Below are 13,701 nucleotides of genomic sequence, written 5' to 3' on the forward strand. Positions count from 1 at the left end.
TGACCGCTGCACAGCCAGCAGGCGATTTCTCGCTAAGATCTTCCGACACGCAAAAGGAGCAGGGGATGCAATCCACCCTGTTTTCATTCATCTGGACCTATTCGCGGCGCCAGCAGATAGGTCTGTTGGCGTTGACCATGGTCACGTTCCCCTTCCTCTATGCGGCGTTGGAATTGCCCAAGCGGATTATCAACGACGCTATCGGTGCGCCGATGGATCAGGTTGAGGTTCTGGGGCAGCAGATCGGGCAGGTCGACTATCTGCTCTTGCTTTGTGTCGGGTTTTTAGCGGCGGTTCTGATCAGTGGCCTGCTGAAGATGCGTCTTAATACCATGAAGGGCATTGTCGCCGAACGTCTGCTGCGGCGCCTGCGGTACACGCTGATCAACCGGATGATGCGCTTTCCAGCGCCGTATTTCAGGACCACAAGCCAGGGTGAGCTGGTCTCCATGATCACCTCGGAATCAGAACCGATGGGCGGTCTGATGGGTGACGCCGTGGCGCAGCCTGTATTTCAGGCCGGGCAGATGCTGACGATTGTCGCGTTTCTCTTCATGCAAAGCGTGTGGTTCGGACTGGCCTCGGTGGCGCTGATCCCGTTGCAGGCCTGGCTGATCCCGATGCTGCAACGTCAGATCAACTTGCTGAACAAGGATCGTATCCAGGAGGTGCGGGCTTTTTCAGCTGAGATTGGCGAAACCGCCGCTGGGATCGGGGATCTGCGGATCAATGGTGGTCGCCGGTATCGGCTGGCGCAGATATCGGCACGTCTGGGCCGGCTGTTCGATATTCGCCGACGTATCTATACCAAAAAATACTTCATGAAGTTTCTCAACAACATGATCGGTCACCTGACGCCGTTTGTGTTTTATTCCGCCGGCGGTGTGCTGGCGATCCGCGGTGACATCACGGTGGGCGCATTGGTGGCCGCCTTAGCCGCTTACAAGGATTTGTCAGCCCCGTGGCGGGAGCTGCTGACCTACTACAATCAGGTGCAGGATATGAGCCTGCGCTGGTCGATCATGACCGACCGTTTCGCGCCCAAGGGCATGATCCCGGAGGAGCTGATCGAGGGCACGCCGACGGATATCCCGCATCTGCGCGGCACCATTGAACTGCGCAATGTGTCGGTGAAAGATGCCGACGGAAATATGGTGCTGGAGGACCTGTCGCTGACCATCCCTGCCGGTGGGCGTGTCGCGATCCAGAGCAGCAGCGAGGCCGAGCGCGCGGCCTTTGCAGCACTGCTGACGCGGGAGGTTGTGCCATTTCGCGGGTCGGTGACGATTGCAGGGCATCGGCTGGATCAGCTACATCAGGGGGTGATCGCGGCGCGCGTCGGCTATGCCTATTCGCGGCCCTACCTGTTCAATGGCTCACTTGGCGACAATGTGCTGATGCCACTGCGCGATCATCCGCATATGCCTGCAGGCAGCGAATCCCGTGGCAAAAGCCGTGTGATGACCGAAGCTTGCCGCGCCGGAAACAGCCCGGATCCGCTGGCTGCCGACTGGATCAACCCGGCGCTGGCAGGGCTTGGATCCGAAAGCGAGCTGCGTGACTGGTGGTTTCAGCTGGTCGAGGCGATGGGCATCGACGAGCAGCTGTTCCGCCGCACCCTCCACACCCGGTTTCAGATTGGTCCGCATCTTGGCCTTGTGCAGCAGATCATTGCCTTGCGCCCTCTTGTCGCGGAGCGGTTGGCGCGGGCGGGTCTTGCCGATGTGGTGCATCGGTTTGAGCCGGAGGTGTTCAATCCAGCGGTTCCGCTCGGCGGTAATATCCTTTTTGCGGCACCCACCCGCCCGCTCGCGCCGGAGGAGCTGATTGCGGAGGATGGGCCGATTATCAGCGCGTTGCGGGATCATGGCCTGCAGCAAGACGTGATCACCTTCGGGCTTGGGGTGATGGACACCCTGCGGCAGACCTTTGGTCGGGAGGACACAAATCACCCGTTGTTCAAACGGCTGGGGCTGGACGAGGGGTTGTATCAACGCATCGCCGAGGTTGCCGACCGCCAGGCGACGCTTGGGGTGACCGGGCTGCGCGAGGATGAGCGGGTGCTGCTGGCCTCGGTGCCGTTTCTGATCTCGGAGGAGCAGATCGGCACGGCGTTTCCGGAGCGGTTCAAGCAGCGCATCCTGGATATGCGACGTGATGTGGCACCGGCTCTGCAGGCACAATTGGGCGATCTCTTCGTCTCCATTACGCCCGACGCCTATTTGCCACGGCTGACCGTGTTGGAAAACGTGCTCTACGGGCGGCTGTCGCTCAGCGCGGGGGCCAAGGCCAAGCAGGTCGAGGATCTGGTCGCTGAAGTGTTGGAAGAACACGGTCTGCGCAAGCGTCTGGCGCTGATCCTCTATGATTTGCCGGCCGGTCTGGGCGGAACTGCGTTGGAACCTGTGTTTCAGGAGCGCGCGGCTTTTACCCGGGCGGCGATCAAGCGGCCTGATATCCTGATTCTGGACCGCGCCTTGGCCAGCCATGACAGCGCCAGCAGGCTGAAATCCCGCGAGCGGCTCTCCAAGCTGATGCCAAATGCCACGATGTTGTTTCTGGAGGACCAGTTCAACCATCCGGAACGCTATGATATTTTTGTGAAAATCCAGAATGGCCGGATCGACGGGGTGGAGGGCACCCTGTCAGACCCAGCGGAGAGTGCTGCACGGAACGATCTGGGCAAACGGCTGGAACTGATCCAGAGCACAGAGCTGTTTGCGAAACTGGATGCACGTAACCAGCGTCTGCTGGCCTTCTCGGCGCGCTGGCATGATGTGGCCAAGGGCGACTACGTCTTCCAATATGGAGACGCCGGCGACGCGGTGTTCCTCTGCCTGTCCGGCAAGGCGGACTTGTTCTGGCCGGACCGCACTGCGGAGAGCACACCGATTTCGCAGATTGAACCGGGGCGGTTGATCGGGGATCTGGCCGTGATCCTGCGCGACACACGGCAACTTGATCTGATCGCGGTGGAGGATTGCCGTTTTCTCAGGATTGGTGCCGAAGAATATCGCGCTGTGATCGAGGCTGATGCCGGTGTTGCCGTGCAACTGCTGGAGACTGTCTCGCGGCATCTGGTGCAGGTGGCAGGCGTGGCACGGGCCGCGGATCAGAATGTCACCGGCGGTGACACACCAGCGGTGGCAGCTGCCGCGATCGTCGCGGAGGAGCGGCCCGGCAATGTCCACTAAGCCCGCGACACCCGCCTATGCCGCCCATGACCTGGTGGTCGATCCGGCGCGGTCTGCGCCGCAATTCTGGCGCCTGTTGCTGGGTCTGCTTCTCATTGGCGTGCTGAGTTATGCGCTGACCGCTGTCGCGGTACAGACGCTGATCGCAGCGTTTCCGGGCACGTGGGTCCGCGATTTGCCAGCCGGTGGATCGCCGGTCGCGATGCTGGTGCTTCTGAGTAGCTTTCTCTGTGTGACCATCGCTGTCGCCTGTACACTGCGGCTGTTGCATCGGCGCAGTTTGCGCAGTGTGATCGGCCCCATGCCGCTGGCTCTGCAACAGTTTGGTCGCACCAGTCTGCGCCTCGCCATTCTGATGGCAGCGCTGGCGCTGCTCTGGCTGATCCTGCCGGGTGGTCTTGACGCTGGCGTGATGTCAGATCTGACACCGAATCTTGCGCTGCATCAGTGGCTGCGCCTGCTGCCGTTGGCGTTGATTGCGATCTTTATACAGATCAGTGCGGAGGAGATCCTGTTTCGCGGCTACCTTCAGCAGACACTTGCTGCGCGGGGTCTGCACCCGCTGATCTGGCTTTTGGTGCCATCTGCGATTTTTGCGGTGGGTCACTATGTGCCGGAGGACGCAGGAGCGAATGCGCCTCTCATTGCGCTTTGGGCTGGCGGATTTGGTCTGCTGATGGCCGATCTGACCGCACGTGCGGGCACGCTGGGGCCAGCAATGGCCGTCCATTTTGTCAATAACATCATTGCGATCCTGCTGTTTGGCTCTCCAACCAGCCTGTCTGGTCTGGCCCTTTTTCTGGTGCCGTTTGAGCTGTCTGACCCTGTCATATTGCGGCAGATGCTGTGGCTCGACTTCGCGGTTGTGGGGCTTTGCTGGCTGGTTGCGCGGCTTGCCATCCGGCGCTGATTGCATTTAGACGCGCGGGGCCTTATTTGAAGGTCCAAACCGCCCCTACAAAGGCATGGCTTATGAACTGGATCACCAACTACGTCCGGCCGCGGATCAATTCGATCTTCTCGCGCCGCGAAGTTCCCGAGAACCTTTGGCGCAAATGCGATGAATGCGGCACCATGCTGTTTCACCGCGAGCTGAGCGACAATCTAAATGTCTGCAACAACTGCGGGCATCACATGCACATCACGCCCCGCGACCGTTTTCTGGCGTTGTTTGATGGTGGCATCTTCACCGAGGTTGCCGTGCCTGAGCCACTGGCGGATCCGCTGAAGTTCCGGGATCAGAAACGCTACCCCGACCGGATGAAAGCAGCGCAGAAGACGACCTCCGAGAAAGAGGCGATGCTGGTGGCCGCCGGTGAAATTGGCCGGACCCCGATCATAGCCGCTGCGCAGGACTTCTCCTTTATGGCGGGATCCATGGGCATGTATGTTGGCAACGCGATCATTGCCGCTGCTGAAGAGGCGGTGAAACTGAAACGCCCGCTGGTGCTGTTTTCCGCTGCCGGTGGCGCGCGCATGCAGGAGGGGATCCTGTCGCTGATGCAGATGCCCCGGACCACGGTTGCGGTGCAGATGCTGAAAGAGGCAGGTCTGCCTTATATTGTGGTGCTGACCCATCCGACCACCGGGGGTGTGACCGCCTCCTATGCGATGCTGGGGGATGTGCATATTTCTGAGCCCAACGCATTGATCTGCTTTGCCGGTCCGCGCGTGATTGAGCAGACCATTCGCGAAAAACTGCCCGAAGGGTTCCAGCGCGCCGAATACCTGCTGGATCACGGCATGTTGGATCGCGTGACACCGCGCACCGAAATGCGGGAAGAGTTGATCAAGATCACCCGGATGCTTCTGGGTCTGCCACCGCAGATTGTTGGCGACCTGCCTGCACCGGATGAAAGCGAGCAGGCCGCGAATGATGCCAACGGTGCCGCAGACGCACCGGTATCAGGAACCTGATCCTGCTAGAATTGTGATATTACGGCCCGCTCGTCCTGCGCGCGGGCCGTTTCTATATTGCCCTCGTAAAATCGCCTACATCAGTGAGCCGCAAAATGACCCAGACCTCCGACGCGATCCTTGCCCGCATGATGGCGCTGCACCCCAAGATCATCGATCTGACGCTGGACCGGGTCTGGCGGTTGCTTGCGGCGCTGGATAATCCGCAGGAGAAGCTGCCGCCGGTGGTCCATTTGGCGGGCACCAACGGCAAGGGCTCCACACAGGCGATGATCCGCGCCGGGCTTGAGGGGATGGGCAAGAGCGTCCACGCCTATACTTCGCCGCATCTGGCACGGTTTCACGAACGCATCCGGCTGGCGGGGGAGCTGATTTCGGAGCCGCACCTAAGTGAGGTGCTGGATGAGTGCTACGCCAAGAATGGCGGCGAGAACATCACCTATTTCGAAATCACCACGGTGGCGGGCCTCCTGGCGTTTTCGCGCACGCCTGCGGATTACACCCTGTTGGAGGTCGGTCTTGGTGGGCGTCTGGATGCAACCAACGTCATCACGCCTGAGATCTCGGTGATCACTCCGGTTTCCATCGATCACGAACAGTTTCTGGGCAACACCCTGACCAAGATCGCGGGCGAAAAGGCCGGCATCATCAAGCGCGGCGTGCCGGTTGTGGTTGGGCCCCAGCCAGAGGAAGTGATGGACGTCATTGAGGCCACTGCCACCCGCCTCGGTGCGCCATTGATCGCTTATGGCCAACACTGGCATGTCTGGGAGGAACGCGGGCGGCTGGTGTTTCAGGACGAATACGGCTTGCTGGATCTGCCGCTGCCGACCCTGCTGGGGGCGCATCAGATTCAGAACGCCGGTGCAGCGCTGGCTGTTCTGCGCCACCTGGGCGCGGATGAGGCCGCCTGCGAGGCGGCCATGGCCAATGCCGAATGGCCTGCGCGCATGCAGAAGCTGAAAACGGGTCCACTGGTAGATGCGGCGCCCGCGGCTGAGCTGTGGCTGGACGGCGGCCACAACGCGGCGGCAGGCCTTGCGCTGGCGGAGGTGTTGGCGGCATTGCCCGCGCGGCCCACGCATCTGATCTGCGGCATGCTGAACTCCAAGGACGTGAGCGGTTATATGGCTCCGCTGGCCCCGCATGTTGAAAGCCTCACGGCGATTTCAATCCCGGATGAGGTGAATACGCTCAGCGCCGAAGAGACCGAAGCCGCAGCCAAGTCTGTCGGCATCAAGGCCGACACGGCAGAAAGCACACTGGCAGCGCTACAGGTGATCACCGCCAAGGACCCGCAGGCGCGGGTGCTGATCTGCGGCTCGCTCTATCTGGCGGGTCACATCCTGCGCGACAACGGCTGACGCTGAGAGCCGGGGTGCTTGCAGCGCAGCCGACCTGTCACCTTTCCCCAAATACTCCGGGGGTGAGAAAGCCCTGCTTTCGAGGGGGCAGCGCCCCCGGCAACGTCGCCCGTTTCCACCACTTTGTTCAGCTCTGCTGACCCCAATCCTTGTCCTGCATCTCCCGCAGACGCGAGGCGGTGCGTTCAAATTCAAACGTGCCTTCGCCTTCGACATAGAGCATTTCTGGCTCTGCCGCTGCGGAACAGATCAGGCGCACCCCTGCCTCATACAGCGCATCAATCAGCGTCACGAACCGCTTGGCCTCGTTGAAGTTGTTGCGCGACAGGCGGGGGATGTCCTCCAGAACCAAAACTTTGACAACCTCCGCAATGGCCAGATAGTCGCCAGGCCCCAGCATCTTGCCGCACAGATCGTAGAACCCGGCTCGTGCCACCCCGTTGCGAAAGGCGGGCAGAGTGACCTCGCGCCCTTTGACCTCCAGCGTCAGGGGCATTGCCGGGCCTCCCGACAAATCTTCCCAGATCGCGCGGATCTTTGCGTTTGCCTCGGCATTTACCGGCGAGAAATAGACCTGCGCCCCAGTGAGCCGATCCTGACGGTAGTCGACCGGACTGACCATCTCATGGACCTGCATCTGCTGCTTGATGAGATCAATGAATGGCAGGAACAGCTGCCGGTTCAGCCCATTCTTGTAAAGGTCATCCGGCACCCGGTTTGAGGTGGTGATCACGGTGACACCGGCGGCAAACAGGGCCTCAAACAACCGCCCAACAATCATTGCGTCGGTGATATCGGTGATCTGCATCTCGTCAAAGGCCAAGAGCCGGACCGATCCGGCCACCTCTGCCGCGACCGGTGCGAGGGCATCCTCGACCCCCTGCTGGCGGGCCTCGTGCATTTTGCCGTGGATTTCCTGCATGAAGGCGTGGAAATGCACGCGGCGCGATGGAACATCCTGGAGGCTGTCGACAAACAGATCCATCAGCATCGATTTGCCCCGCCCGACCCCGCCCCAGAGATACAGCCCCTTCACCGTCTCGTAGGTGGCCTTGCGAAACAGGCCCCGCTTGACAGGGGGGGCTTTGAGACCTTCGGCTATGCGGTCGAAATGGGGGAGCACAGCTTCCTGTGCCGGATCCGGTTTCAACAGGCCTGCGTCGATTTTCTGCTGATAGAGCGCGGTCAGATGGGTCATGCCGCAAGGGATAGCGCGCAGGGATGCGGATGGGAAGAGATGTCCCGACAGGTCTCTACGGGCTTGCTTGGCAAGCGCTGTGACCGGGGGGCGAGCCATTTGGAAAGCGGAGTGGCTCATACATCAATTATTCTTGCCCATTCTCGCAAAAATCCTGATTTGACCGGATGTGGTTTTTCCGTACCGTCGTCTGGCCGGACATATCCCGGCGAAGGAGCCTCCTCATGACCCGACCTGCCCCGCTGTTCACCCCCGTTCTGATCGTTGGCTGTGTCGTCATCATGGTCAGCTTTGCTGTGCGGGCCTCTTTTGGGGTATTTCAGATCCCCATTGCCGAGGAGTTCGGCTGGCTCCGGTCCGAATTCTCGCTGGCGATTGCCATTCAGAACCTGGCCTGGGGGATCGGCCAGCCGATTTTTGGCGCGATTGCCGAGAAAATCGGTGACCGGAAGGCGATCATCATCGGAGCACTTATCTATGCTGCCGGATTGGTGTTCAGCGCCTGGGCCACCACACCGTTTGAGATGCAGGCCTATGAATGGCTGGTGGGGTTCGGCATTGCGGGTACAGGGTTTGGTGTTGTGCTGGCCGTGGTTGGTCGTGCCAGCTCGGATGAGAACCGGTCGATGTCACTGGCCATTGTGACGGCGGCGGGGTCTGCCGGGCAGATCTTTGGCGCTCCAACCGCGGAGTGGCTGCTGACATTCCTCAGCTGGCAGAGCGTATTTCTGGTGTTCGCGGGCGTAGTTCTGGCGCTGATTGCAACATTGCCGCTGATGCGGGCACCTGAGGCGGCCTCTAAGGCTGAGCTGGAAGAGAGCATGGGGGCGATCCTGAAGAAGGCGTTCAAGGATCCTTCTTACACGCTGATTTTCCTTGGCTTCTTCAGCTGCGGCTATCAGCTGGCATTTGTCACCGCGCATTTCCCAGCCTTCGTGACAGAGATGTGCGGACCGATCCTGCCGGGCGGTGCGCTGTATTCCATCGGGATCACCTCCACCTCGGCGCTTGGGGCGGTGGCGATTTCGCTGATAGGGGCGGCAAATGTGGGCGGGACATTGCTGGCGGGCTGGCTTGGCAACCGGTACTCCAAGAAATACCTGCTGGCGGCAATCTATACCGGCCGTACGATTGCGGCGGCGGCCTTCATCCTTGTGCCGATCACGCCGGTCACTGTGATCGTGTTTTCCATCGTTATGGGGTCCCTGTGGCTGGCCACGGTGCCGCTGACCTCCGGTCTGGTCGCGCATCTTTACGGGCTGCGCTATATGGGCACGCTTTATGGGATTGTGTTCTTCAGCCACCAGCTGGGCAGTTTCCTTGGCGTCTGGCTGGGGGGACGGATGTATGACATCTATGGTGACTACACGCTGGTCTGGTGGATCGGCGTTGGGATCGGAGCTTTCAGCGCCATTGTCCACCTGCCGATCCGTGAGCATCCGCGCACTGTGCTGGCCGCCGCCTGACGGTGGTGCGGCGGGGGGCTATGTTCCCCCTTGCCAGCGGTCCAGAATGTGTCGGCTGGTCATCAGGTCCATATGGGCGCCGCCCCCGTTTTTGAACAGGGTGATCTTGGCAGGATCGAAGCGGGGGAAGGCTGTCAGATCGTAGAAATCTGCCCGCACGTCATCGCGGCTGATCACTCCCTGTGCGAGAGGGATCTTGAATTCACCGATGTGATCTAAGGTGGTGTCAAAGCTGTCGCAATAGATGTCCGCGCGTTGCAACGCCTCATCATCGGCTTCGCGCATATCTGGACGGTAGGCGCCGATCAGGTTCAGGTGCTGACCAGGTCGCAACCACGCGCCCTTGATGACAGGGCTGGAGGACATGGTGCAGGTCACGACGATATCAGCCGCCCGCACGGCAGCTTCCAGATCGGTTGCAACTTTGGCGTTTGGATAACGGTCGGCCAGCGCTTCGGCTTTCTCAGCGGTGCGGTTCCAGATGCGGAGCTGTGCCTTGGGGTAGGCGGTGCCAAAGGCCTCGATCAGCGATGCGCCAACGGTCCCGGCCCCAACAATCAGGATCTCTCGGCTGTCAGGGTTGGCCAATCGCAGAGCGCCTAAAAGACTGTCCCCTGCGGTTTTCCATTTGGTCACCAGATGGAAATCGACCAAAGCCTCCAGCATGCCGGACTGATCCGCATATAGACAGACAGCGCCGTTGACCATTGGCTGGCCCTGATCCGGGTTGCCGGGAAAAATTGTGGCACTTTTGACCGCCAGACCCAGACCATCGATCCAGGCCGCGCGATTGAGCAGCGTGTCGTTGCCCCGGTAGAGGAAACTGTCGGTGACCTCGGCCTTCTGCAACTGGTGACCGGCGGCAAGCGCGTCGCAGAATGATAGCCAGTCAAGATTGGCTTCCCCCTGATCAAAGGGGATCTGCAGGATCGTGGTCATCGGGCGCCCTCCGCTGTTAGCAAGCCCTCGGAGATCAGTCGATCGGCCCAACCCTGAGGGTGGGTAAAGAGATGGGTCTGCCAGCCACGTGCGGCGGCGGCTTCGATGTTTTCGGGGCGGTCATCCGTGAAGAGCAGCCGTTCTGGTGCCACGCCCGTGTCGCGCTCCAGATGGGCGTAAATCTCCGCTTCCGGTTTCAGGGTCTGCAGATGGCCAGACACAAAGGCCTGATCGAATTCGTTGAAGAACGGGTAGGTGGTCTTGGCCAGATCGAAGGTGCCGACGCCAAAATTGGTCAGCGCAAACACTGGCACGCCGCGCTCCCGCAGCGCGCGCATCAGGCGGACGGAGTGTGGGATTTCAGGGCTGGCCATCTGGAGCCAGCTGTCGTGCCAATGGCGAATTTCCTCAGCCCATTCGGGGTGCTGATCGGCAAGCGCGTAAACCGCGTCTTTGAAGTCATCCCCCCGGTCTATGCCAAGGTTCATGCCATGCAGATCGACCTCGCGAAACAGGGCTTCGCGCCGGGTCTTGCCGATCTTGGCATCATAAAAGCGCTCGGGCTCCCATTCGATCAGCACGCGGCCGATATCAAAAACGACGGCTTGGATGGTCATCTTCAGCTCTCCTATCCGGTCGAACGCGGTCGCGGGCGTGGCACCGGGCGACTGCGGCGGGTTTCGCGCCAGACTGAAACAAGCCCGGCGCCAATGATCAAGGTGGATCCGATCCAAACAGGCCCGTCAGGCCATTCATCAAACACCAGAACCCCCCAGATTACAGCCATCGGCATGGCGATATATTCGAATGGGGCGACCAGACCGGCCTCGCATTGGCGGTAGGCCTGGCTGACAAGGTAGCCCCCGATGGAGCCCGCCAGCCCGACGATGAGGAACAGGATCCAGTCTTGTGGCTCGGGCCAGACCCAGGCTCGCAGAATGAACTGTACCCCGGCGTTGTCAGAACTGGCAAAGCGCCCATCGCCGGTTGTCAGCCCCACGAGGGTGCTCACCAGCAAGAAGCCCAGCGTGGGATAAAAGGAGAGCGTTGCCGCCTTGTCCGCGCCGCCCGCACGTCGGGTCAGGACATGCAGCGTGGCGTAGCCGCAGGCCCCCAGAAACGGCAGGATCGCAGCCGGTTGAAAGGTGCCGGGACCGGGGCGCATGATGATCAGGATCCCGGCAAAACCAATCGCAACTGCCGTCCAGCGCCAGGGGCCGACCCGTTCCTTCAGGAAGAGAACTGACAGGCTGGTCACCACCAGTGGCGTGGCAAAGGCGATGGCCACCGCCTCAGCCATTGGCATGATTGCAAGACCGGTGAAGAAACAGAGGTTGGCAAACAGCACAGCAAGGCTGCGCAGCAAATGCAGGCGAGGTTGACGCGTCCGCAGGATACCGTAGCCGCCTTCGAGCGGGATAATCAGCACCAGCAACACAACCATTGCCACCACGGAGCGCAGCATCACCACCTGATAGAGCGGATAGTCCCCGGACAGGAATTTGAAGATCACATCAATGATGGAGAAGCAGACCGCGGCGCCAATAGCGGCAAAGACGCCAAGAACCGAGAGGCTGGCCTGTTGCTGCGTCACGTCTGCCCCCTCTGGTCGTCTGCCCTGCGATCAGTGGCGCAAAGAGAGGCCAGAGGCAAGGGCTGCGCAACCGGCGTGGGTCAGTTGGCGGCTGCGGCGCGGATTTCGCGCTCCAGCGCATCCAGAAATCGGGAGCGATCCGCCTTGGTAAACCCCTTGCCGCTGCCGCCCGCACCCAGTGGATTGGCGGCGCGGAGGTCTGCCATCAGATCGCGCATCGCCAGTTGCTGGCCGATGTTGGCCTCCGTGAACCGCTCGCCATTATGGCGCAGCACACGTGCGCCAGCCTCGATACATTTGGCGGCCAGCGGGATGTCTCCGGTAACCACCACATCGCCCGCGCCACAGCGTTCCGCGATCCACATGTCTGCCACATCGGCGCCTTCTGATACGATCACCGTTTCCACCAGCGGGTTCTGCGACGGGCGCAGCCCGCCATTGGAAACCACGTACATGGTGACCTTATGGCGGGTTGCCACGCGCTCGGCCTCGGCTTTGACCGGACAGGCATCGGCGTCGATATAGAGCGCCATTACTCCGCAGCCTTGGTCGACTTCGCCTTGGCTGTCGATTTACCCTTGGCGGCGGGCTTGGATGTCTCCGCGTCTGATTTCTTCACCTTGAATTCATCAGGGATGGGCATCCGGTTGAAGGCATCAAGGCCGGCGATCTTGTATGCCTCCGCCAGGGTTGGATAGTTGAAGGTGTTCTGAACGAAATAGTCCACCGTGCCCTTGAGGTTCAGAACCGCCTGCGCAATGTGGATCAGCTCAGTCGCGCCTTCGCCGACGATCTGGACGCCCAAAACCCGGCGGGTTTTGAGGGAGAACAGCATTTTCAGCATGCCGTGCTCAAGCCCCATGATGTGCCCGCGTGAGGTTTCGCGGAAGCGGGCGATGCCGATTTCATAGGGGATGCCCCGTTCCTGCAATTCCTCCTCCGACATGCCGCAGGTGGACATTTCGGGCACCGAATAGATCCCGTAGGGGAACCAGGGGCTTTCCGGCAGGGTTGGGGTCTCCAGCGCATGACAGGCCGCGACCCGGCCCTGTTGCAGCGAGGTCGAGGCCAGCGAGGGGTGGCCGATCACGTCACCGGTGGCATAGATATGCGGCACGGCGGTTTGGTAGGATTTGCGGTCCACGCTGAGGCGACCGCGATGATCCGTCTCCAGCCCGACGGCTTCAAGGTTCAGCGCCTCGGTATTGCCCATGCGGCCCGCCGCAAACAGCAGCATGTCGCCGCGCACATGGCGCCCGTTCTCTAGGCTGACCTCGATATGGCTGCCCTCATCCTCAATCTTGGTGATGGCCGAGCCAAGCCGCAGATCGACACCGTTTTCGCGGATCTGATGGGTGAAATCCTGAATCAGCGTGCTGTCGATGAAGTCAAGGAAGGTGTCGCGCGGCTCAATCAAGGTCACGCGCACATCAAGGGCGGAGAACATGGTGGCATATTCAACGCCGATTACGCCCGCACCAACAACGACCAGCGAGCGGGGGATTTCCTCCATCTCAAGGAATTCATCGCCATCGACCACGGTTTTTCCGTTGAAGGGCACGTAGTCCGGGCGATAGGTCCGCGTGCCGGTGGCGATCAGGAATTTCTCGCCAGTCACACGGGTGGTATCACCTGCCTCGGTTGCAACTTCAACCTCGTTCGGGCCGACAAAACGGGCCAGGCCGGGCAGAACCTCAACATGGTTGCGGTTGAACTGGTGTTCCAGTACGTCGACCTCATGATCGAGCGTCATATGCAGGCGGGCCTTCAGATCCTCGGCCTGAATCTGATCTTTGACCCGGTAGGCACGTCCGTAGAAACTGCGCTCGCGCCAGCCGGAGAGGTTCAGTACGGTTTCACGCAGGGTTTTGGACGGGACGGTGCCGGTGTGGACCGAGACACCGCCGAGCCGATCCTTGCGGTCGATCACCAACACGCGGCGGTGCAGCTTCCCGGCCTGAATGGCTGCGGTCCGGCCAGAGGGGCCAGAGCCGATAATGATGAGATCATAGTTGTAGTCTGTCATGGT

Annotated in this window: 11 protein-coding genes; 5 read left to right on the plus strand and 6 right to left on the minus strand. The window is 60.9% G+C overall.

The features are described 5' to 3' along the window. Positions 1 to 65: 65 nt before the first annotated feature. The 4 genes from phaeop14_RS00380 to phaeop14_RS00395 all read left to right on the plus strand — a co-directional run bounded on the left by phaeop14_RS00380 (position 66) and on the right by phaeop14_RS00395 (position 6,475). Positions 66 to 3,194: an ABC transporter transmembrane domain-containing protein gene (locus phaeop14_RS00380; protein WP_244905789.1), complete on the plus strand. Its 3,129-nt coding sequence runs from the start codon at positions 66 to 68 to the stop codon at positions 3,192 to 3,194. Continuing rightward, a complete protein-coding gene (locus tag phaeop14_RS00385) occupies positions 3,184 to 4,104 on the plus strand; it encodes a CPBP family intramembrane glutamic endopeptidase (RefSeq protein ID WP_096788414.1) in 921 nt (306 codons plus the stop codon). The genes phaeop14_RS00380 and phaeop14_RS00385 overlap by 11 nt, the downstream gene beginning before the upstream one ends. A 62-nt stretch (positions 4,105 to 4,166) precedes the next feature. After that, positions 4,167 to 5,111 (plus strand): acetyl-CoA carboxylase, carboxyltransferase subunit beta, encoded by a 945-nt coding sequence (gene accD, locus phaeop14_RS00390; RefSeq protein WP_040171652.1) that lies wholly within the window; start codon positions 4,167 to 4,169, stop codon positions 5,109 to 5,111. 95 nt (positions 5,112 to 5,206) lie between these two features. Beyond that, the gene (locus phaeop14_RS00395; protein WP_096788415.1) at positions 5,207 to 6,475 is read left to right on the plus strand and encodes a bifunctional folylpolyglutamate synthase/dihydrofolate synthase; all 1,269 of its coding nucleotides are present in this window, start codon (positions 5,207 to 5,209) and stop codon (positions 6,473 to 6,475) included. Between the two features lie 127 nt (positions 6,476 to 6,602). Here the strand turns inward: phaeop14_RS00395 and zapE are convergent, their stop codons facing one another. Beyond that, the gene (zapE, locus tag phaeop14_RS00400; protein ID WP_096788416.1) at positions 6,603 to 7,673 is read right to left on the minus strand and encodes a cell division protein ZapE; all 1,071 of its coding nucleotides are present in this window, start codon (positions 7,671 to 7,673) and stop codon (positions 6,603 to 6,605) included. Between the two features lie 224 nt (positions 7,674 to 7,897). Here zapE and phaeop14_RS00405 point away from each other — a divergent pair, with 224 nt between their 5' ends. Further along, a complete protein-coding gene (locus phaeop14_RS00405; protein WP_040171647.1) occupies positions 7,898 to 9,139 on the plus strand; it encodes an MFS transporter in 1,242 nt (413 codons plus the stop codon). Positions 9,140 to 9,157: 18 nt separating this feature from the next. On the opposite strand, the gene phaeop14_RS00410 is transcribed toward phaeop14_RS00405, so the two are convergent. The 5 genes from phaeop14_RS00410 to sthA all read right to left on the minus strand — a co-directional run bounded on the left by phaeop14_RS00410 (position 9,158) and on the right by sthA (position 13,698). Further along, positions 9,158 to 10,078: an ornithine cyclodeaminase family protein gene (locus phaeop14_RS00410; protein ID WP_096788417.1), complete on the minus strand. Its 921-nt coding sequence runs from the start codon at positions 10,076 to 10,078 to the stop codon at positions 9,158 to 9,160. Beyond that, positions 10,075 to 10,695 carry an HAD family hydrolase gene (locus phaeop14_RS00415; RefSeq protein ID WP_040171645.1) on the minus strand — a complete coding sequence of 207 codons (621 nt, stop codon included), beginning with the start codon at positions 10,693 to 10,695 and terminating at the stop codon, positions 10,075 to 10,077. Before phaeop14_RS00415 ends, phaeop14_RS00410 begins: the two co-directional genes overlap by 4 nt. 11 nt (positions 10,696 to 10,706) lie before the next feature. Beyond that, positions 10,707 to 11,672 carry a DMT family transporter gene (locus phaeop14_RS00420; protein WP_040171642.1) on the minus strand — a complete coding sequence of 322 codons (966 nt, stop codon included), beginning with the start codon at positions 11,670 to 11,672 and terminating at the stop codon, positions 10,707 to 10,709. An 80-nt stretch (positions 11,673 to 11,752) separates the two neighbouring features. After that, entirely contained in the window at positions 11,753 to 12,205 is a 453-nt protein-coding gene (locus phaeop14_RS00425; protein WP_096788418.1) for a YaiI/YqxD family protein, read from the minus strand. After that, positions 12,205 to 13,698, minus strand: coding sequence for a Si-specific NAD(P)(+) transhydrogenase (gene sthA / locus phaeop14_RS00430; RefSeq protein ID WP_040171639.1), 1,494 nt, complete (start codon positions 13,696 to 13,698; stop codon positions 12,205 to 12,207). The genes phaeop14_RS00425 and sthA overlap by 1 nt, the downstream gene beginning before the upstream one ends. Positions 13,699 to 13,701 lie beyond the last annotated feature (3 nt).

It is taken from the genome of Phaeobacter piscinae (genome assembly GCF_002407245.1).
GTDB classification, from domain to species: domain Bacteria; phylum Pseudomonadota; class Alphaproteobacteria; order Rhodobacterales; family Rhodobacteraceae; genus Phaeobacter; species Phaeobacter piscinae.

Excerpts from the sequence above, each read along its gene's own strand:
- phaeop14_RS00380 (WP_244905789.1), top strand. The coding sequence starts at position 66 with ATGCAATCCACCCTGTTTTCATTCATCTGGACCTATTCGCGGCGCCAG.
- phaeop14_RS00385 (WP_096788414.1), top strand. The coding sequence starts at position 3,184 with ATGTCCACTAAGCCCGCGACACCCGCCTATGCCGCCCATGACCTGGTG.
- accD (WP_040171652.1), top strand. The coding sequence starts at position 4,167 with ATGAACTGGATCACCAACTACGTCCGGCCGCGGATCAATTCGATCTTC.
- phaeop14_RS00395 (WP_096788415.1), top strand. The coding sequence starts at position 5,207 with ATGACCCAGACCTCCGACGCGATCCTTGCCCGCATGATGGCGCTGCAC.
- zapE (WP_096788416.1), bottom strand. The coding sequence starts at position 7,673 with ATGACCCATCTGACCGCGCTCTATCAGCAGAAAATCGACGCAGGCCTG.
- phaeop14_RS00405 (WP_040171647.1), top strand. The coding sequence starts at position 7,898 with ATGACCCGACCTGCCCCGCTGTTCACCCCCGTTCTGATCGTTGGCTGT.
- phaeop14_RS00410 (WP_096788417.1), bottom strand. The coding sequence starts at position 10,078 with ATGACCACGATCCTGCAGATCCCCTTTGATCAGGGGGAAGCCAATCTT.
- phaeop14_RS00415 (WP_040171645.1), bottom strand. The coding sequence starts at position 10,695 with ATGACCATCCAAGCCGTCGTTTTTGATATCGGCCGCGTGCTGATCGAA.
- phaeop14_RS00425 (WP_096788418.1), bottom strand. The coding sequence starts at position 12,205 with ATGGCGCTCTATATCGACGCCGATGCCTGTCCGGTCAAAGCCGAGGCC.
- sthA (WP_040171639.1), bottom strand. The coding sequence starts at position 13,698 with ATGACAGACTACAACTATGATCTCATCATTATCGGCTCTGGCCCCTCT.